Consider the following 16,843-nt stretch of genomic DNA (forward strand, 5'->3'; position numbering starts at 1 on the left):
GAAGGCCACGTTCAGAGGCCTGACACACGTCCGATCGAAGACCCGGCCGACAAATCGAAGATTATGCTTGCCAAACAGGGGGCATCCACACACGCGCCGGGTTTGCCGGAGGCTCCAACTCCTGAGTAAGGTGGAGCATCATGAGCAAGACAACGAACAAGTTTTCTCCGGAAGTGCGTGACCGCGCGGTGCGGTTGGTCCTGGACAATGAGGGTCAGCATGGATCGCGGTGGCAGGCGGTCATGTCGATTTCGGCGAAGATCGGCTGTGCGCCTCAGACCTTGAACGATTGGGTCAAGAAGGCCGAGGTTGATAGCGGCAAGCGTCCGGGCGTCTCCAGCGAGATGGCCGAGAAGATGAAGGCGCTGGAACGCGAGAACCGCGAGCTGCGCCAGGTGAACGAGATCCTTCGCAATGCGTCAGCGTATTTTGCGATGGCGGAGCTTGACCGCCGATCGAAGTGATGGTGGGTTTCATCGACGCGCATCGGGATGCGCACGGGGTCGAGCCGATCTGCAACATACTGCCGATCGCCCCGTCCACCTACTATGATCATCTGGCGAAGCGGGCCGATCCATCTCGGCTGTCTGATCGGGCACGTCAGGACGAAGCGCTGCGCCCCGAGATCCTTCGTGTCTTCGAAGAGAACTGGCGAGTCTATGGCGTCCGGAAGGTTTGGCGGCAGCTGGGCCGCGAAGGTTTCGATGTCGCCCGATGCACCGTGGCACGGCTAATGAAGAGCATGGGTATTCAGGGCGTTATCCGCGGCAAGCCGCACAGGACGACGATCCCGGACAAGAAAGCCCCCTGTCCGCTGGACAAGGTGAACCGCCAGTTCCGCGTTCCGGCCCCGAACATGCTTTGGGTATCGGATTTCACCGGCATTGATGTTGCAGAACTCGGCGTTGAAGCGTGATGTCCCCTTACCCCACCAGCCTTAGGCCACGCGTTCGGTCTCGGCAGTGCCGAGGGTGTTGAAGCGGTTCATGAGGGCGATGCGGATGTGGATCTCAGCGGTCTGGCGGTCGGGGTCTCGTGAGGCGATGCGCTCGCCGAAGGACTTCAGGCAGCGCATTTTTGCCTCGATCCGACTTCGGACGTGATAGCCGGACCAGTGCTTCCAGTTTGCTCGCCCAAAGCGTTTGCTCGCCCGAAGGATGTCGTTGCGGGCACGGGCGGCAGGGCAGTTCTCCTTCCAGAGGCGTCCGTTCTTGCGGATCGGGATGATGGCCGTGCCGCCGCGATCGACGATTGCGGTGTGACACCGCCGGGTGTCGAAGGCGCCGTCGCCGGTCACGGTGCCTACCTGTTCATCGGCCGGGATCTGATCCAGCAGATCCGGCAGCACAGGGCTGTCGCCTTCGCGGCTCGAGGTGAACTCCACCGCTCGGATGTCGCCGGTGGCCGTGTCCATCGCCAGATGAACCTTGCGGTATTGGCGCCTGCGGTGCGTGCCGTGCTTGCGCGCCAGCCATTCCCCGTCGCCCAGGAACTTGATCCCGGTGCTGTCGACCAGCAGGTTCAGCGGCCCCGTTGCACGGCGGTGGGGTATGTCGACCACCAAAGATCCTTGTCTGCGGCTCAGGGTGGAGAAGTCCGGCACCGGCCAGTCGAGCCCTGCCATCTTCAGAATGCTGGCCACCATCCCGGTTGTTTGCCGGAGTGGCAGGCCAAAGAGCACCTTCACCATCAGGCAGAACTGGATCGCTGCATCAGAGAACACCGGCGGACGACCAGGACGCCCCGCCTTGGGGGGCAGCCAGACCATGTCCTTGTCCAGCCAGATCAGCAGTGACCCGCGCCGCTTCAGGGCCTTGTTGTAGGACTTCCAGTTCGTCGTGCGGTAGCGGACAGCTTCGGGCTTGCTCATGCCGAAACGCTTACTCTACCAGCCCCGCTGCGTGAATCCCCCGGCACGCAGAGTTTTGCAACAACGCCATGCCGGAGACATCAATGATCAGCCCGGCGGGGCCGTCCTTCGCGGCATGCGACCAATTGCGGTGGGCCCACCGGCGCACTTGTTCAAGCGCCGATCCCTCGCGCACCGGATCGGCGTGGCGCATGGAAAGCATTGGGCGAAAGCGGCCGTCGCGCCATTCCAGCTCATGTCAAAGGATGCAAATGTTCTTATTTTGTTCCTACCAAGGCTTTGCAGGTGCCTTGCCAAGCCTGCTGCTCCGGGAAGCGGTTACAGGTCCAGCGGGTCTCGGCGGCATGGCCGCCCCTGCCCTTCTGGATCAGCATCAGACAGCTGGTTTGGCCCGCCTCGGATGCGAACTGAAGCCACGGCCCACGGTCAGCGAGATCGGCTTTCTCGGCGCGGCAATGATCAACCCGACAGCCTGCATGCGCAGCGCCTCCTCGGCGCTCCAGAGCAGATCGGTCGCGCTTCGTACCTGAGTGAGATGCAGCCGTTCCGGCACGCTTTCCGGAAGCGCCCCCGGTATCGGCTGGTCGCGGTCATCCGCAAGCACGATTCAGACAATCAGCCCGGCGAGCCTCATGGCCTCAAATAGCTCAGATCCCGTTCGGCCCCAACTTTGGCTTTGTAGACGTGGGCGCTCAAGAGCCCAAGCGGACCTTCATGCGCGCCGAGGATCCGCTCACACAGGGCGCCATCCACGACGATCTGAATGCGGTTGCCGGCCGATGGCCGCTGAAGCGCCTTTGCTTCTGGCTTGTCCGCGGTCAATCGGTGGCGCCAGCCCTCTGCCTGGCCGGAATGACGGGCATGACGTTCGAATGACCCAGGCCTGACTTCAACTCACAACTCAGCACTCCGAAGAATGCGGTGGCCTCCCCTGCCCGCTTTAACTTCATGACCTCCAGAGTGAGGTCCATTCGCTGCAGATACCGGCGACAAAGGCCAGCGGCGGGCCTTTGCCGAGGTCGAACCAGACCAGCCTTCGATTTCCGGAACACTGGTTATAGGCACGAGGCCGCGATGCCCCACGCCAAGCCAGCAGCGTCCATGCGGTGAATCGACGTTGCGGATGGTTGTTACCTGGCGTGGCTGCGCTTGCTCGAGAGATCGGCTGGCGGCGGTGGCATGCTCCGGCGGACGGTAATTAGGATCCAATTGCGTCCTTTAACGGCGCAGAGGATTGGCGGCTGATAGTCGGGAAAGATTCCTGTCCATGACCCAAGATTGCCCGCGGTGTTGATGAACTCATCACCCTTGCTCAGCGCTTCCCTGAAAACCAGCCGCATTGCGTCCTGGTCTTTGGTCTGCGAGTAGAGGCTGCCCATCACGCGCTTTGGAAGCATCTGGAACAATAGCGGGAATAAATGACCAGTGGCCACTTCATTTCGTGTCATCTCATGCGGCTGGGTCCACGGTCAGGACCGAAGCACCGTTCGCAAATAGGCATCGGGGTTCAGGATACTGCCGATTTGTCGTGCCATGCGGTCTTCGAGCCTGAGAAGCTCCCAGAGGCCCAGTCTGGTTACTGCGTTGGCCAGGAGGTCCCGGCTTATTCTCAGCATTCTTCCGAACTCGAAGGCAATGATGGTTGCTTCCCTGGCGTTCTTTGGTTCGGCATGGAAGGCGCTGACCTCGGTCAGGTCGCTCCAGCAGGCAGCCGTGCCTTCTCCAGTCTCTCTTTTTTTTGTATCTGAGTCTTGCTCTATGTGGCGGACATCCTGTCCGTCAGAGGCGGGCGTTTTATCCGTTTCAAGGGGCTGAAGGGCAGGGGCGCTGCAAACTGCGATCGCGGCGAATGCGGGCTCGACTGCGCGTTCCTCGACGGGTTCGGCGTCTGGTTCAGCCTGAGGGATTTCCACCTCGGTAGGCGTGGTCGGCGTGGGTGCCGCCGAAGCAACTGTCTCGGGCACAGGACTTCCCGTGTCACGCGAAAGCACCGCGGTCAGCTGCGCGAGAGCGGCGCGGGCTTCGACGAGTGTCAGCGTTGTGCGCCGCACCAGGTTGCGCAGGCCGTCGACAAAGGCAGCCTGTGCATCGTCCAGGTGCAAATCGGCGCAGGCGGCCCGCAGCCGCAGGATCTGCGCCCGAATGCCGCGCAATTCCTCCGCTTCTTCTCGGCGCCGGAGCGCCAGTGCAAGAAGCTCATCCGCGCGGGTGAAGAGGGGGGAGAGATCCAGTCCAAAGGCCCCGATGGGCTTTCCATGCTGCATGACCGGGAAGCGCTTGCCGTTGGCGCTGTCCCGCCGCCGGAGCAGGCAAGCGTTCTCCAGCGTTTCCAGATGACGGCGCAGCTGACGATCGGTGAGACCCTTGGCGCGGAAGCAGAGCGTTTCGTTGCTGGCATAGACCGTGAGCAGGGTGCTCGGAGCGACCGGCGCCTCCCGCCCATCCGCGCCTTGGCAGGGCAGGCAGCTCAACAGCGCGTCGAGGACGACGACCGCTCCCTGCCGGAGGCCGAGATCGCGGCTGCAGGTGTTGACCGCGGCCATGATCTCGCGCCGAAGCACCGGCCGAAACACCGGCTGCTGGCTGATCGACCCCATGCCGGGGAGCGATTGCTCCACGGATGCGGCACAGATCCCCCGTGCCCCGGCCGCAACGGCCGTGGATGTGATGTGTTTCATGCGATTTCAGACGGCAAACGAAGTCCGATCACCGAAATCGGTGTTGCGCTGATTCGTTTTTCGGGCTACCTAGTAAGTGCAAAGTTACAGGGACCCTTCGTTAGCTCACCGCTTTCGGGGGGTTTCTTTTTACCTTGTGTCCGCTCCTTTGTTTAGTTTCTTGCCACTCTTAGGATCGACCAAAGTCAAACTTTGACCATGGTCAAACGTTAATAATCAATGTGTTACGAATTTTTCTCGCCTTCTCTTACCCAGTCCGAATAGAGTTGAGGAAGGTGATTCTTGACGTATTGCAGAAAGGCACGGTCGTTCTTGCGTTCTGCACGAAGAACCATGTTTCCCGTGGTTAATTGATAGCTGACAGAACCTGCCACAACTGTGCGCTGCGGCAGTAAGCGAGACCGTTGCGCCTTAGGCTCGTCGTGGACACTGCCCGAGGAGAGAGCACTGATGACTGCCTCCAATCGCTCTGCTGCAGAGCCGGACTCAGGTATTATCGCGACAACCTTCTGTACCGTCTTGTCCGTCGCACCCTTTATCAAGTCGCGAAGCTCCATCCAAGGACGCCGGCCGACACCTTGGGCTGCTCCAATACCGCGAATGAGCTGCTCTGGGATATCGCGTACAACTGTCCTCAGCCGACTGAGGGTGCTGGTGTCGATGGCCAGCGCTTGGCAAATACGCTCGGCGCTAAAGCCTGCTTCATCGAGCTTGGTCGCAAAGACTGCCTGTTCAATGAAGCTCCGCTCTAACCTTGCCGAGTTTTCTAGGGCTTGGGACATCAGAGCCTCATCAAGGCTCATCTCCTTGATATGGGCTATCACCTTGATGCCGAGTGCCCGGCAGGCAGCAATCCTGCGGCGTCCATAGACGACTTCGTATCGGGGTCCTGCACCGCGCCGGTGCCGCAGCATGACCGGCAACTGTTGGCCTGAGGCACGGATCGACTCTACCAGGTCGTTCAGGCCGTCTTGCACGTCGAACCTGTCTGCGACCTCGGAATCTGCGATTTCGGCAGGGTCAATTTCCTGTGGCGCTTGGGCCGAAACGCTTGACAGCACATCGGCCATGGAGCGCAGCGATCTCGGCCCGTCTGCCGTAGCGGCAGGGGAGGAGGGTGTCGCCTCGGCAGCAGCCTTGCTACCCTCAAGACTCTTCTGAAGGCTTTGAGCAAGAATGTTATTTCGCATCGGTCACCTCCCGGCCCCACGCCGCCTGAATGAGTTTCTCGACATCGTTGGAAAATCCGATGGCAGATTCCAATGCCCTCTCGAATGTCTTGCGGTTCTTTATCATGGTCAGGTCGACTTCAAAGATGGTGCGCTGTGACAGGCCAGCCTCACTGACAGCCGAAGATTTCACGAAGGGGGTGGGGATCACACTGTTGCCCAGCAACTCGCGTATCCATTCGGCAAGATCTTGCTGCGTGCTGATCGACGTATCAAACCGGGTCAGCAGATAGGCGAAATTGTCGAACGCACCAGCTGCGCCGTTTATGTGCAACACTTCCATCACACCGGAGGCCATCATCAGGAACTGGCTGGCCGAAGCGAGATCCACCCGCTCGGGTGTGATTGTCATGAGGAGTGATGTGGACGCACAAACCGCCGACATGGTCAGATAACCGAGTTGCGGCGGGCAATCGATCAGCACGATGTCATAATCGTCCTCGACCTGGCGCAGGGCATCTCTGATCCGGTTGAAGAAGACTGGTTGTTCGCCGCGGCTGAGCGCAGTTGGGGTCTCGGTTTCGAATTCGGACAGCAGGATACCTGCAGGAACCAAGTGAAGGCCGGGAAAGTAAGTGTTCCGCAGAACGGTAGTGATCGAGGCTCGTGAGGTATCCCCGTCGTTATATCGGATGGCGTCGTATAGGGTGCCGCCGTGACGAAAATCGATCTCTGGCTGATAACCGAAGAATGTGGTCAGCGAGGCTTGGGGGTCTGCGTCGACCACCAGCACACGATAGCCGCGCAACGCGAGGCGCATCGCAAGGGTCGCGGTGGTCGTAGTCTTGGATGACCCGCCCTTGAAGTTAACGGTCGACCAGATCTGAAGCTTATCACCCTTGCGGCGACCGGGCAGGTATTGGAACGGGTCTTTGGCGGTCTGCGCCATTATGTGGCGGATGTCGATGATCGACTCGGCCGAATACTGCCGCTTGCCATTGGGTCCCTGTTCGACATCAGGAATCTTGTTGTCGAAATGGGCTTTGCGAAGATAACCGTCGCTGACCCGTAGAAGCTCAGCGACTTCTGCAGAAGTGAATCTCCGCAGAGTCTTTTCTTCTTTGGGCGCAAGGAAGAGCTTCGACATACGCTCCAGCGCCTCGGAGAGGAGTTTGGCGTCAGCCTTCAGCTTGTCGTGAAGAACAGGTAGTGTCATCGTCCGCTCGCTGTGTCGCCTGTTCGTGTTACCGGGAGCAAGAAGCCGATCTTCTCTGCCGGAAACGCATTTCGCGATTATTTACTGCCTTTGTCGTTACAGCTATGACTGCATAGGCCGCAGTTCTCAAGAAAAATCGTTCAACGACATCTTGCGTTGGTGCGACTCGGTTCTACCATATATGCCTCTAGTTCTACTCGGCAGTCGTAGAAATTGTATCAATACTCTGTTATTAAAAGGAAAAATACTGCTGAGGTGCTTTCAGGAGTCACGGCGATCACAGGCCCGAACTTGAAGAGACTGAGCTGTCTCTTGAAGTGCTAGTAACGGAAAAATTTGCAGTTAGCAGTCGCCATCAGGACACGTAAGAAAGAGCCGATTCTTGGTACGGTAAGATGTAAGCCGTGAAAATTGGGCAGGTTCTCCTCTGTAGCGTTACCAGCGTCTCCGCCTCACAACCCTGCTGCTTTTGTCAGATTGACCCTGAACCTGTCCCGTCGTCGCTGATAGCGTCGGGTCATCTCGGCGCTGGCGTGGCCGAGCTGCTTCTGGATGTGGCGCTCGTCGACCTCGGCCGAGGAGGCGAGGCCGGCGCGCAGCGAGTGGCCGGCGAACAGGGCAGGGCGCTCGGCCTCGGGCAGGTCGCCGCGCAGGCCGGCGGCGGTGGCGGCGCGCTTGACCAGGCGGGCGACCTCGCGGTCGTTGAGCCGCATCGGGCCGACCGCGCGGCCCTGGCCGGTGATGCGGCGAAAGAGCGGCCCCTCGCTGATGCGCGAGAGGCGCAGCCAGGTCTGCAGCGCCTGGACCGGACAGCTGGCAGGAGCGGAGCCGGGGCCGATCTCGACCTCGCGCCAGCCGGTCTTGCCGCGCAGGGTGAGAAGCAGGCCGCCGGGCAGGATCTCGACCCAGCCGCGGCCGTCGGGGGTCTGATCGCTGCCCAGGTCGAGGCCGGAGATCTCGGACCGCCGCAGCCCGCCGGCGAACCCCAGAAGCAGCATGGCCCGGTCGCGCAGGCCCCGGAGGCTGCCGCGGTCGCAGGTCTCCAGCATGGCCAGCAGGTCCTCGGGCAGGATCGCCGCCTTCTGGCGCGGCGGTGCGGCGTGGCTGTTGCGGATGCCGGCCAGCACGGTGGCGATGTGGCGGTCGCGGCGGTCGAGCGTCAGGCCGCGCTGGGTATAGGCCCAGCTGATCGCCGAGAGCCGCCGCTCGATGGTCGAGACGGCGTTCTTGCGTCCGCCGACGGATCGTGCCCCGCTGGCGCAGGCGGTGATGTAGAGGCCCGTGACCTGCGGGTCGGGGTTCAGGGCGTCCAGCCCCTCGCGCCGGCACCAGGCAGCGAAGTGTTTCCAGTCGGCGGCATAGGCGCGGCGGGTGTTGGCGGAACTGGCGGCCTCGGCATAGCCGCGGGCGCGCTCGGCCAGGTCGCGCAGGGCTGGGGGCTGATGGTCGGACGGGGCAGGGGGGTGACTGTCGTCAATCATCGCGGCCGACGACTCTGATCTGCCGCAAGAGCAATGCGGCCAGCGGGGCGGCATCGCCGCGATAAGCAGCGATGGATGCGGAAAGCATTTCGTCTGGGGGTACGCCTGCCCAGGTCAGTGGATGGCCCGCGCGTTCCGCCAGATAGCGCACATATTCGCGCAAGGCGCGGCCGTTCCCATCCCGGAAGGGATGCAGGACGTTCAACTCGCCCATGTACCAGGCCATGCGCTCCGCAAAGCGGTCCGCCGGCAGTCCGGCAAGCCAGTGTTCCCGCGCCAGTTCTGCCGTCAGCCGTACGCCCTCCTGCTCGATGAAGCGCCAGTTCGCAAAGCGACTGCCACCTTTGGAGATGTCGACTTCCCGGATACTGCCAGCCCAAGCATAGATGTCACCGAACAAGGCGCGATGAATAGCCAGAAAATAGGGGAAACCGGGTCCTTCCGGTGGCTCGGGCAGGGGGGCTGCGCCGATCCTGAGTGTGGCGACCAAAACCAGCGCAGCTTCGGCGTCGTCAAGCTCTGCCTGATCCGTGATTCCGAGCAGATTGACGAGCACACCGGAATCTGGATGGAGATGCCGGTCGTCGCTGTCGTATTTGGCCATGGGTCAGCCGACAGAGGACGGTCTGCGGTAGCGCTCCAGCAGGCGAGTGCGCAAATCCGACAGGCTCAGCGATCCGGCTTCCACTTCGCGCAACTCGGCTGCTGCCTGCGGGTCGAGACGGAACCCTTCAATCTCTTGGCTGGCAATCGCGCTCGCCATAAGCCGTGCGGTGGGGGTCGCACGGCGGAGGGGTTCCGTCAGCGGATGAGAGGTCCTGGGGCGCATTACGAAAATCCTGTCAGTTGGCGCAAGTGTAGCAGGGATCGGACGGGGCTGCATCATCGCGCTTTCCATCGGCCTCGCTGCGGAAACATCAATCGAGACCCTTGACCCGCGAGGCCTCGCAGGCGCCTCCAAGGGCGATTTCCGGCTGTCTGGGCGGTCTCACAGCGCATTCTTCCATGGAAAAGTCCAACATCCGATAAGGCAACATTATCGGATGTTTTCCCCTCGTGACAAGGGCGGCGCTTTTTCGAAGCAAATCTGGCCAAAAGCGCCGCTCCGTGCTAGTCTCCAACCATGGATCTTGCTGCCTCACCGCCTGACGACGCCTGCTCGCTGCCCGTCCTGCCCCGCTGGATCCGCGGCGGCGGCGGCGCGGAAACATCAGAATACGCTGTCTTCTCTGTTGGAGCGGCGCTGGCGGTTCTGGACCCGGTCGCGCGCGCTGACGATCCGGTCGGCAGCCTCTGGCGCCAGCGCCTGGCCCTGCAGACTGCGACCGCCGTCTCCACCTTGGAGGGCCGGCGCGAGCGTGCGGCCCAGCTGCGCGATGCCCTGGCGCTGACCCGACCCGGCGACGATCCCGGCCCTGCTGGCCGGATGCTGGCCGGCTGGCGTTTTCTCGGCGAGGCGCGGGCGCTGCGCGCGGCCGACTGGCCCACGCGCCTGCCGGCGGCCTTCGACCTGCCCGCCGCGCCGCTTCGGGACCTGCTGGGCGATCTGGGCGCGCGCTTCGTCGGCCGCAGCCTGCCGCCGCGCTTTGCCGCCGAGGCGGCGGCCGAAGTTCTGGCGCTTGGCCCCGCCCACCGCGGCCTGGCCCTTTGGCTGGCCGATGCGGCTCTGGCCCGGGCGCTTGGCTGGACCCGGCCGGTGCCGCTGCTGGCCGCGCATCTGCCGCGCGCGGCGTTCCGCTTGCAGGGCGCGGCCTGGCTTGCGGCCTGCGCCGGCGCCTGGGGCAGGGGGGCCGTGGCCGCCCTGGACCTGCATGCGGACCTGACCCGCCGCGCCGACCGGCTGCGCGGCGCCGCGCCGAAACTGCGCAGCAAGGATGCCGATGCCACCCTGGCCCGGCTGCTGACCGAGGATGCGCTGCCGGCCCAGGCCGGGGCCCGCGCCAGCGACCGCGCCGCGCGCCGGCTCTTCGAACGGCTGGTGGCGCTCGGTGCGGTGCGCGAGCTGACCGGCCGGGCCAGCTTCCGGCTCTACGGGCTCTGACATGGCCGGGGCGCTCGACACCGAGCTGGCCGACCTGCCGCAAGCCCTGCGCTGGCGCGAATGGATGGCCCGCGTCGAGGCGGTGCTGTTCGCCGCGGCCGAGCCGGTCGGTCGCGAGGTGCTGGCCCGGGTGGTCGGCCGCGACTGCGCGCTCGATCTGCTGATCGAGGATATCGCCGCCGACCTGGCCGAGCGTCCCTACGCCATCACCCGCGCCGCCGGCGGTTGGCAGCTCACCACGCGCGCGCGCCATGCCGAGGCGATCTGCGCCGCGCTCGGCGAGCGTGACGCCCCTCGCGACCTCACTCCGAACGAGGCGCTGGTCCTGACCATCATTGCCTACATGCAGCCGGTCACGCGCGGCGCGATTGCGCGCCTGACCGGCCGCGAGGTGAGCCGTGACCTGATCGCCCGGCTGCAGCGCCAGGGCCTGATCGGCCGCGGCCCGCGCAGTCCCGAGCCCGGCGCGCCCTATACCTATGTCACCACCCCGGGCTTCCTGGCGCAGTTCGGGCTGGAAACCCTGCGCGACCTGCCCGATCTGGAGGCGATGCAGGATGCCGGGTTGCTGGAGGGCGAGAGCATGGACCTGGGGATGCCGCTGGCGGGGGAGGAGTGAGCAGAGCCCAAGGCGCGGCGCGGGCAAAATGCGCCAATGTTCACAGCAGTCTGACCCTTTGCCTTGCGGGAGGAAGCCGATCGAGCGAGGCTAGTTCTGTTCGACCTGCACGCCTTCGGCTCTGGCCGCGCGGATCAAGGCCGCATCAAGCGTCGCAAGAGCGGCGCCTTTCCGCAAGGCTAGTTCCAGATAAAGGGAATCATAGATGGTCAGACCGTGCCGCCGGGCCAGATCGATCACGACCGACTGTGCCGGCTTCGTGTCCAGAGTGACGCCGAAGGCATCGACCACCTCGATGATCTGCTCGACAGCGCCGGCCGGAACGCGGCCCCGCCGTTCGTTGACGATCAGGATATTGCGCACTTCAGCCCACAGCAGCCATGGGGCTTCGATCTCGTCGTGCCTGGCTGTCAGGGAAGCGAGGTCAACACCGGATTCGTCCGGCATGATCCACGCGATCAACGCCGAGGCGTCGATAACGAGCATCAACGCCGCCCTTCGTCTCTGGCCGACAGGATGTCGTCTATCCCGATATCAATCGGCCGTCCTGCCAGCCTGCGACGCAGTTCGGCCATGCGAAGCAGAGCTTCGGCGCGATCACTGCCGGCAGGAGGCACCAGCCGAGCGACTGGTTTTCCGCGCTTGGTGATCGTTACCGTTTCGCCCGCGCTAGCGGCGCCCAGCAGTTCGGACAGGTGGGTTTTGGCCTCGAAGGCCCCGATCTCGCGCATGGCACAATCCTGTAAACTGGTTTTCAATCTAGTCTGTAGTATCGAACTTATCAAGATGGCTGACTATCAGGGTCCGCGCTGAAAAGCCGGGCGCTTCGCTCACCTCAGGATCGCGGTGATCCGGCGGTAGCTATAGGTCGGCCGCGCGGCGAGTAGAGCCATGATCTGCGGCACCAGATCGGAATCCTCGGCCTTGTGATAGCCCGCCGCGGCCTGCTGCGACCCTGGTTTGATCGCGCCACGCCGAACGTCTCTGCCACGACCTTCACTGGAAATCGCCCTTCAGCGGCGACCGCACGAGCAAGGTCGGTTTTTTTACCCGTGACTTGTCCAGCGCTTCGCGCAGGATCTCCACTTCCATGGTCTTGCGCCCCAGCTGGCGTTCCAGCTCGCGGATCCGGCTTTCCATCTCGCGCACGACGCGACTACTGGTGACATCGTCGTCCTCGGTCACGGCAACGCTTCCCCCTTCGAGCATCAGACGCCGCCAACGATACAACAGGTTCGGCGCCACGCCATTGCGCCGGGCCACGATCGAGATGCTGGCGTGATCCTCCAGCGGCATCGACGACAGCATGCAGCTTGGTGTTCATGCCGCCTTTCGTTCGGCCGATCAGACGGCCCCTCTGGTCGCCGGCCCCCCTTTTTTCGACCGAAGGCTTGTCGCCGTGCGGTGCGCCTTCAGGCAACGGTTGCCATCAGGCGGCCTCGGGTAGCGTTGCAGGAAGCGGGGACCAGTTCCAGGGCAGCAAGGCATCGCGCCGCCTTCGAGCTCCGCCCCGTCCATGACGCGCTGATGGCTGACCTGAAGCGATCCACCAAGCTCTTCATGGATGAGACCCGCGCCCCCGTCCTCGATCCGGGGGCACGAAAGACGAAGACCGGATACTTCTGGGCGCTGGCCCGCGATGACCGACCGTGGGGCGGCACGTCACCACCGGGCGTGGCCTTCACCTATGCCCCCGGTCGGGGAGGCCAGCATGCCGAGCGCATCTTGCAGGGATTTGGCGGCATTCTGCAGGTCGACGGCTATGCCGGATACAACCGACTGATTGCAGCGGACCGGATCGGTCCGGGCATACAGCTTGCCTATTGCTGGGCGCACGCGCGCCGTAAGCTGATCGAGATCACCCGCACCGGACCTGCGCCAATTGCCGAGGAAGGCGTGGCCCTCATCCGCGATCTCTACGCCATCGAGGCCGAGATCCGCGGCGGCGACCCCGCCACCCGACTGGCCATCCGGCAGGATCGCTCCGCCCCGATCCTCACCCGTCTCGATGACTGGCTGACGCACCACCGCGCCCGGGCCTCGGCGAAGTCCCCATTGGGCGAAGCGCTCGCCTACATCGCTAAATACCGCGACGGCCTTGGCCGCTTCCTCAACGATGGCCGCGTCGAGATCGACAACAACACCGTCGAACGCACCATCCGCCCCATCACGAGTGGTGAGTCATTATACCCCTCTTCTTCAAGTATCTGGAAACATTGGAAGTTGGTTCTGGTCGTCAGCGTGACGCGGGCGTCCCGTCTGTCTAAGTGCCTCGACGACACATTTGCTCTCGAGTTCTTTGGCCCGGATTTGCCAGGGCGCGCCCGGAACGACCTGCTCGGCAGGCAAAATCCCGTCCTGGATCATCCGCCGCACGACATGGCTGGTCACCCCGAGTTTTGCCGCAGCCTCGCGCATGGTGAGCCAAGCGCCGTCCTTCTCGGCCGAGCGAAAGGCGTGGATACTGCGGACCCTGCGGATGGAGGCCACCCGATGCGCCGTCCAAGTCTTGTCCTGGCCGGTGCGCACGCCCATCCGGTTCAAGGTGGCCGCGATATCGGTGTCGGAAAAGCGCGTTGCCATCCGCTCCATCACGGCCAGAGCCTGCTCGGGCGTCTGGCAACCATGTTCCCCCGTCCTCGGTTTACGCACCCGCAATTGCGAATGCTGACCACCTTGCCAGTGGATCGTCAGCACGACCTCCCGTGTCGTGTCGTCAATATCGGCGATGATGTCCGAGATCAGCGCCCGGATCAGTTGCTGGCGGCTTCGGGTCGTGACACCCGGCGCCGACCAGGCTGCGGAAAGGTCCGCCGCCAAGCTCTCGAAGTTGGGCATCGGCGCGGTCGGGTCCGGGGTATCCGTCGCGGCAAGGCGTGCCCGGCAAGCCTCGACACGGCGCAATGCGGCTTCCCAATGCTTCTCAAGCTGAGCTGCGATAAGCCGGTTCTCCGGGTCGCAGGCGGCATAGCGCCGTTCTGCCAGCGAAGCATCGTACTCTGACTGCTGCAGATCGAGTTCGGCCACGCGCCGACGCTCGGCTTCTCCTTCCCTGTGCATCCGCTCCGCCTCCAGTGCGGCCTCGATCGCCGTCGGCTCGACCACGCGCAGTATCTCCGATACGATTGCGGCGTCCACACGGGATCCGCCGAAGCTCAGACAACGTGGCAGGCCGAGCATGAGATTGGGCCGATCGCAGCGATAGGTCGGACGACCGGGAGGGGCGCCCGCATAGGCGACAGCCAGCCCGCGGCCACACCGCCCGCAGGTCAGCGTACCCGCGAGAAGGGCACGACCGCCACGCCCGGACTTCTGCCCACCTGCACGTCCATAGGCGTTGGCCGCGAGCACTATCTGGTTCCGCTCGTATTCCGCCCAATTGATATAGGCGGCATGATGATCGTGGATAAGCACGTCCCACGCTTCCGGTGGTTTGCCATGGCCGTAGGACTTGCGCGCGCGCCCGTCGACCAATTCGATCCGCTTCTCGCTCTTTCCATAAACATATGCCCCTGCGTAGAAGGGGTTCTTCAGCAGGCCGATGACATTGCGGTAGCGGATTGCTGTCCAGTCGAAGGTTGTCAGGCGCTTCCCGTCCGAAGGCCGCGGAAAGAAAACGCCCTCAGCCGTCAGCGACAGATGCGTCTGCCGCGCGCTGCCGAGTTGGCGGAACCGTTCGAAGACCAACCGGATCACTTGCTGGAGCCGGAAGTCGGGATCGAGGCCGAGCCCGATCTCGCGATGCCAGATATAGCCGATCGGCACGCTGATCCGAAGTTCGCCGCGGCGGGCCTTCGCCCGGGCGGCGTCAATCATGCGTGCTCGGATCACCCCGAGTTCAAACTCGCTGATGCTGCCCTTCATACCCAGGAGCAGGCGGTCATTGGGCAAGCAAGGATCGTAGACGCCGTCGAGGTCGATAACGCGCGCCTCGACAAGCCCGCACAGTTCGAGCAGGTGGTGCCAGTCCCTGCCGTTACGCGCCAGCCGCGAAGCGTCAAAGCAGAGCACGGCGCCGACTTCCCCGGCGCACAAGGCGGCGACAAGCTTCTCGAAGCCGGGCCGGGCCACCATGCCGCTGGCAGAGCGGCCGAGATCGTCGTCGATCACATCCACGGTCCGGAAACCGCGACGACGTGCGACCTCGACCAATTCATATTGCCGTCGTCGGCTCTCGGTGTTGAGTTCGACTTGGGCTTGGGTTGATTGACGCACATAGACTACCGCCTTGCGCTGCAGGATGGCCGGCGGAAGGAGATCACCGTCCATTATCGCTTCCCTCCGGTTCGCTTGCTCCCGCCGCTTCGGCCAGGAGGATGGCCAGGCACGTCACCACCTGCTGGCGCTCTCGTAGGCTCATCCCGCGCAACCGCTTCGAGTCGAACTGCATCTGCAATTGCCTGGGGCATGAAGGCTTGATGGGCAGGTCTTGCATCGGTCTGTTCCTTTCCGACGATGGGATCACCGGAAGAGCTTCGCCGAAGACCGCGCCGACTCAGAAGGTCATCGAGATCTGACAGGACCACGAGTGACACGCGCGGTGTGCCGAGGTCCATGCCGGTGCAAGATGCCGGATCGAGCATCCACGCGGCCACGACCATGAATACTCCAGGCAGCACCTCGATATGGACGAACTGGCCGGACTTGCGTCGGTCGACGCGCTCGACCCGAAACTGTCGGCCGAAAAGCGCGTGCCAGCGGTAATGCACCTCAACAAATTGCCCGACATGGGCAGAATGAACGGGTGATGACCCTTAACCGCAAGAACGCCCTCTTTGCAGGCCACGACGCCGGGGCCGAAAACTGGGCCGTCATCGCCTCGCTCATAGAAACCTGCAAAATGAACGGCGTCGACCCTCATGCGTGGCTGTCCGCCACCCTCACCGCAATCGTTCAGGGCCATAGGCAAAGGCGGATCGACGATCTTCTCCCGTGGAACTGGGCGCGTAAGCCCTCGACCGATTGACCTGACCAAAGCAGGCGGCATAGTCGAAAACGCAATATCCCAGGAGCGCCGCCGATGATCGAAGACGAACCAAATCTGGTCACCTCCGGTAAGAGCCAGCACGTCATCATCGACGGCTTCCCCTTCTCCATTGAAATCTACCGCCTCGAACAGGACAAGACCTGGACGCTCGAAGTGGTCGATCATGAAGGAACCAGCCACTGCCACGTTTGGGATGACCAGTTCGCCTCGGACAAAGACGCTCGCAATACGGCGATCCAAGCCATCGAGGCTGCAGGCGCAGTCGCATTCATGCGAGGCGATAACGTCATCCCATTCCGCAAAAACTGACGCCGCGTGGGGTCAGAACACCGCTTACAACGGGGCGTCCACAGATGCAAGATGAACGACGTCGATCCCCACGCAACAAGCTCAAGAATGCCCGTCGCGTCGCCACCCGGCTCACGACAAGACCGCCGAAAGCTTCCTGGGCTTCATCGACATCACGTCGATCCGCCTCTGGCTCCGCCATTTGTCATGTATGGATGCCCCCTTTCGTGCAAGTGGTATTTGAATAGCTCAGACGCGTGATCGGATGCGGTCATGTATCAGGCCTCATGGTGCGGCTCGAACGTGGCCGCAGGCCGGTATGGCGATGCGCGGGTCAGAGGCAAATCAACAGAGCGAGCTCTTCGGCTCCACGACAAATACTGCTTTCTCCAACCCGGATCTTGTCGATCCTTTGCCCTTACTGTTCAGTGATCTCCTCACACGCCCGACGTACCGAGGCGCGATGGCAAGCTTTGCACTGTCATGCCATCGTC

Annotated in this window: 19 protein-coding genes, 5 pseudogenes and 1 other annotated feature; of the genes and pseudogenes, 8 read left to right on the forward strand and 16 right to left on the reverse strand. The window is 63.1% G+C overall.

Annotation, left to right across the window (positions count from 1 at the left end; all coding sequences use genetic code 11):
• Positions 1–140: 140 nt before the first annotated feature.
• Positions 141–880, forward strand: a pseudogene (locus BU28_RS24740) (IS3 family transposase); the annotation flags it as partial.
• Positions 422–538 (forward strand) — a sequence feature (AL1L pseudoknot). Its footprint overlaps the pseudogene before it by 117 nt.
• A gap of 57 nt (positions 881–937) precedes the next feature.
• Here the strand turns inward: BU28_RS24740 and BU28_RS0114290 are convergent.
• The 3 genes from BU28_RS0114290 to BU28_RS25520 form a co-directional block, all read right to left on the reverse strand.
• A complete protein-coding gene (locus BU28_RS0114290; protein WP_028720084.1) occupies positions 938–1,870 on the reverse strand; it encodes an IS5 family transposase in 933 nt (310 codons plus the stop codon).
• 10 nt (positions 1,871–1,880) lie between these two features.
• Entirely contained in the window at positions 1,881–2,063 is a 183-nt protein-coding gene (locus BU28_RS0114295) for a hypothetical protein (protein WP_143809837.1), read from the reverse strand.
• Positions 2,064–2,243: 180 nt separating this feature from the next.
• A complete protein-coding gene (locus BU28_RS25520) occupies positions 2,244–2,474 on the reverse strand; it encodes a hypothetical protein (RefSeq protein WP_143809835.1) in 231 nt (76 codons plus the stop codon).
• 110 nt (positions 2,475–2,584) lie between these two features.
• On the opposite strand from BU28_RS25520, the gene BU28_RS25525 reads away from it, so the two are divergent.
• Positions 2,585–2,746 (forward strand): hypothetical protein, encoded by a 162-nt coding sequence (locus BU28_RS25525; RefSeq protein WP_155992541.1) that lies wholly within the window; start codon positions 2,585–2,587, stop codon positions 2,744–2,746.
• A 254-nt stretch (positions 2,747–3,000) separates the two neighbouring features.
• Here BU28_RS25525 and BU28_RS0114310 read toward each other — a convergent pair whose 3' ends face one another.
• The 7 genes from BU28_RS0114310 to BU28_RS25530 all read right to left on the reverse strand — a co-directional run bounded on the left by BU28_RS0114310 (position 3,001) and on the right by BU28_RS25530 (position 9,243).
• Positions 3,001–3,318, reverse strand: coding sequence for a hypothetical protein (locus BU28_RS0114310; protein ID WP_143809834.1), 318 nt, complete (start codon positions 3,316–3,318; stop codon positions 3,001–3,003).
• Positions 3,319–3,339: 21 nt separating this feature from the next.
• On the reverse strand, positions 3,340–4,548 hold the full coding sequence (locus tag BU28_RS23140; RefSeq protein WP_081791397.1) for a helix-turn-helix domain-containing protein: 1,209 nt from the start codon (positions 4,546–4,548) through the stop codon (positions 3,340–3,342).
• A 224-nt stretch (positions 4,549–4,772) separates the two neighbouring features.
• On the reverse strand, positions 4,773–5,738 hold the full coding sequence (gene repB, locus BU28_RS0114320) for a plasmid partitioning protein RepB (RefSeq protein ID WP_028720088.1): 966 nt from the start codon (positions 5,736–5,738) through the stop codon (positions 4,773–4,775).
• The gene (repA, locus tag BU28_RS0114325) at positions 5,728–6,933 is read right to left on the reverse strand and encodes a plasmid partitioning protein RepA (RefSeq protein WP_028720089.1); all 1,206 of its coding nucleotides are present in this window, start codon (positions 6,931–6,933) and stop codon (positions 5,728–5,730) included. Before repA ends, repB begins: the two co-directional genes overlap by 11 nt.
• Before the next feature lie 452 nt (positions 6,934–7,385).
• Positions 7,386–8,414: a tyrosine-type recombinase/integrase gene (locus BU28_RS0114330; RefSeq protein ID WP_051578213.1), complete on the reverse strand. Its 1,029-nt coding sequence runs from the start codon at positions 8,412–8,414 to the stop codon at positions 7,386–7,388.
• Positions 8,407–9,018, reverse strand: coding sequence for a Fic/DOC family protein (locus BU28_RS0114335; RefSeq protein WP_028720091.1), 612 nt, complete (start codon positions 9,016–9,018; stop codon positions 8,407–8,409). The genes BU28_RS0114330 and BU28_RS0114335 overlap by 8 nt, the downstream gene beginning before the upstream one ends.
• A gap of 3 nt (positions 9,019–9,021) precedes the next feature.
• Entirely contained in the window at positions 9,022–9,243 is a 222-nt protein-coding gene (locus tag BU28_RS25530; RefSeq protein WP_028720092.1) for an antitoxin VbhA family protein, read from the reverse strand.
• Positions 9,244–9,537: 294 nt separating this feature from the next.
• Between BU28_RS25530 and BU28_RS0114345 the strand changes: the two genes are divergently transcribed.
• Positions 9,538–10,455: a DUF1403 family protein gene (locus tag BU28_RS0114345; protein ID WP_028720093.1), complete on the forward strand. Its 918-nt coding sequence runs from the start codon at positions 9,538–9,540 to the stop codon at positions 10,453–10,455.
• A gap of 1 nt (position 10,456) precedes the next feature.
• Positions 10,457–11,074 (forward strand): SMC-Scp complex subunit ScpB, encoded by a 618-nt coding sequence (gene scpB, locus BU28_RS23145; RefSeq protein WP_036762989.1) that lies wholly within the window; start codon positions 10,457–10,459, stop codon positions 11,072–11,074.
• Between the two features lie 90 nt (positions 11,075–11,164).
• On the opposite strand, the gene BU28_RS0114355 is transcribed toward scpB, so the two are convergent.
• From BU28_RS0114355 to BU28_RS25535, 4 genes and pseudogenes are all read right to left on the reverse strand, one after another.
• The gene (locus BU28_RS0114355; RefSeq protein ID WP_036762991.1) at positions 11,165–11,560 is read right to left on the reverse strand and encodes a type II toxin-antitoxin system VapC family toxin; all 396 of its coding nucleotides are present in this window, start codon (positions 11,558–11,560) and stop codon (positions 11,165–11,167) included.
• On the reverse strand, positions 11,560–11,805 hold the full coding sequence (locus BU28_RS0114360) for a type II toxin-antitoxin system Phd/YefM family antitoxin (protein WP_028720095.1): 246 nt from the start codon (positions 11,803–11,805) through the stop codon (positions 11,560–11,562). The genes BU28_RS0114355 and BU28_RS0114360 overlap by 1 nt, the downstream gene beginning before the upstream one ends.
• Before the next feature lie 105 nt (positions 11,806–11,910).
• A pseudogene (locus tag BU28_RS24745) lies at positions 11,911–12,364 on the reverse strand (transposase); the annotation flags it as partial.
• Positions 12,360–12,490 (reverse strand): annotated as a pseudogene (locus BU28_RS25535) (IS5/IS1182 family transposase); the annotation flags it as partial. The pseudogenes BU28_RS24745 and BU28_RS25535, both read right to left, overlap by 5 nt.
• Before the next feature lie 72 nt (positions 12,491–12,562).
• Between BU28_RS25535 and tnpC the strand changes: the two are divergent.
• Positions 12,563–13,303 (forward strand): annotated as a pseudogene (gene tnpC / locus BU28_RS24750) (IS66 family transposase); the annotation flags it as partial.
• Here tnpC and BU28_RS0114375 read toward each other — a convergent pair.
• Both BU28_RS0114375 and BU28_RS25540 read right to left on the reverse strand, forming a co-directional pair.
• Positions 13,274–15,343 carry a recombinase family protein gene (locus BU28_RS0114375; RefSeq protein ID WP_028720098.1) on the reverse strand — a complete coding sequence of 690 codons (2,070 nt, stop codon included), beginning with the start codon at positions 15,341–15,343 and terminating at the stop codon, positions 13,274–13,276. The pseudogene tnpC and the gene BU28_RS0114375 overlap by 30 nt on opposite strands.
• Positions 15,333–15,509, reverse strand: coding sequence for a hypothetical protein (locus BU28_RS25540; protein ID WP_155992545.1), 177 nt, complete (start codon positions 15,507–15,509; stop codon positions 15,333–15,335). Before BU28_RS25540 ends, BU28_RS0114375 begins: the two co-directional genes overlap by 11 nt.
• 190 nt (positions 15,510–15,699) lie before the next feature.
• Between BU28_RS25540 and BU28_RS26630 the strand changes: the two genes are divergently transcribed.
• From BU28_RS26630 to BU28_RS0114395, 3 genes and pseudogenes are all read left to right on the forward strand, one after another.
• The gene (locus BU28_RS26630) at positions 15,700–15,822 is read left to right on the forward strand and encodes a hypothetical protein (RefSeq protein WP_269845856.1); all 123 of its coding nucleotides are present in this window, start codon (positions 15,700–15,702) and stop codon (positions 15,820–15,822) included.
• Positions 15,816–16,040, forward strand: a pseudogene (locus tag BU28_RS23150) (transposase domain-containing protein); the annotation flags it as partial. The gene BU28_RS26630 and the pseudogene BU28_RS23150, both read left to right, overlap by 7 nt.
• 54 nt (positions 16,041–16,094) lie before the next feature.
• A complete protein-coding gene (locus BU28_RS0114395; protein ID WP_028720099.1) occupies positions 16,095–16,370 on the forward strand; it encodes a hypothetical protein in 276 nt (91 codons plus the stop codon).
• Positions 16,371–16,843: the final 473 nt, after the last annotated feature.

This window comes from Paracoccus yeei ATCC BAA-599, assembly GCF_000622145.1.
Classification (GTDB): Bacteria; Pseudomonadota; Alphaproteobacteria; order Rhodobacterales; family Rhodobacteraceae; genus Paracoccus; species Paracoccus yeei.

Bases quoted from the DNA above. Each gene is read 5' to 3' on its own strand.
- BU28_RS0114290 (WP_028720084.1), bottom strand. From the start codon at position 1,870: ATGAGCAAGCCCGAAGCTGTCCGCTACCGCACGACGAACTGGAAGTCC.
- BU28_RS0114295 (WP_143809837.1), bottom strand. From the start codon at position 2,063: ATGCGCCACGCCGATCCGGTGCGCGAGGGATCGGCGCTTGAACAAGTG.
- BU28_RS25525 (WP_155992541.1), top strand. From the start codon at position 2,585: ATGCGCGCCGAGGATCCGCTCACACAGGGCGCCATCCACGACGATCTG.
- BU28_RS0114310 (WP_143809834.1), bottom strand. From the start codon at position 3,318: ATGACACGAAATGAAGTGGCCACTGGTCATTTATTCCCGCTATTGTTC.
- BU28_RS23140 (WP_081791397.1), bottom strand. From the start codon at position 4,548: ATGAAACACATCACATCCACGGCCGTTGCGGCCGGGGCACGGGGGATC.
- repB (WP_028720088.1), bottom strand. From the start codon at position 5,738: ATGCGAAATAACATTCTTGCTCAAAGCCTTCAGAAGAGTCTTGAGGGT.
- repA (WP_028720089.1), bottom strand. From the start codon at position 6,933: ATGACACTACCTGTTCTTCACGACAAGCTGAAGGCTGACGCCAAACTC.
- BU28_RS0114330 (WP_051578213.1), bottom strand. From the start codon at position 8,414: ATGATTGACGACAGTCACCCCCCTGCCCCGTCCGACCATCAGCCCCCA.
- BU28_RS0114335 (WP_028720091.1), bottom strand. From the start codon at position 9,018: ATGGCCAAATACGACAGCGACGACCGGCATCTCCATCCAGATTCCGGT.
- BU28_RS25530 (WP_028720092.1), bottom strand. From the start codon at position 9,243: ATGCGCCCCAGGACCTCTCATCCGCTGACGGAACCCCTCCGCCGTGCG.
- BU28_RS0114345 (WP_028720093.1), top strand. From the start codon at position 9,538: ATGGATCTTGCTGCCTCACCGCCTGACGACGCCTGCTCGCTGCCCGTC.
- scpB (WP_036762989.1), top strand. From the start codon at position 10,457: ATGGCCGGGGCGCTCGACACCGAGCTGGCCGACCTGCCGCAAGCCCTG.
- BU28_RS0114355 (WP_036762991.1), bottom strand. From the start codon at position 11,560: ATGCTCGTTATCGACGCCTCGGCGTTGATCGCGTGGATCATGCCGGAC.
- BU28_RS0114360 (WP_028720095.1), bottom strand. From the start codon at position 11,805: ATGCGCGAGATCGGGGCCTTCGAGGCCAAAACCCACCTGTCCGAACTG.
- BU28_RS0114375 (WP_028720098.1), bottom strand. From the start codon at position 15,343: ATGGACGGTGATCTCCTTCCGCCGGCCATCCTGCAGCGCAAGGCGGTA.
- BU28_RS25540 (WP_155992545.1), bottom strand. From the start codon at position 15,509: ATGCAAGACCTGCCCATCAAGCCTTCATGCCCCAGGCAATTGCAGATG.
- BU28_RS26630 (WP_269845856.1), top strand. From the start codon at position 15,700: ATGGACGAACTGGCCGGACTTGCGTCGGTCGACGCGCTCGACCCGAAA.
- BU28_RS0114395 (WP_028720099.1), top strand. From the start codon at position 16,095: ATGATCGAAGACGAACCAAATCTGGTCACCTCCGGTAAGAGCCAGCAC.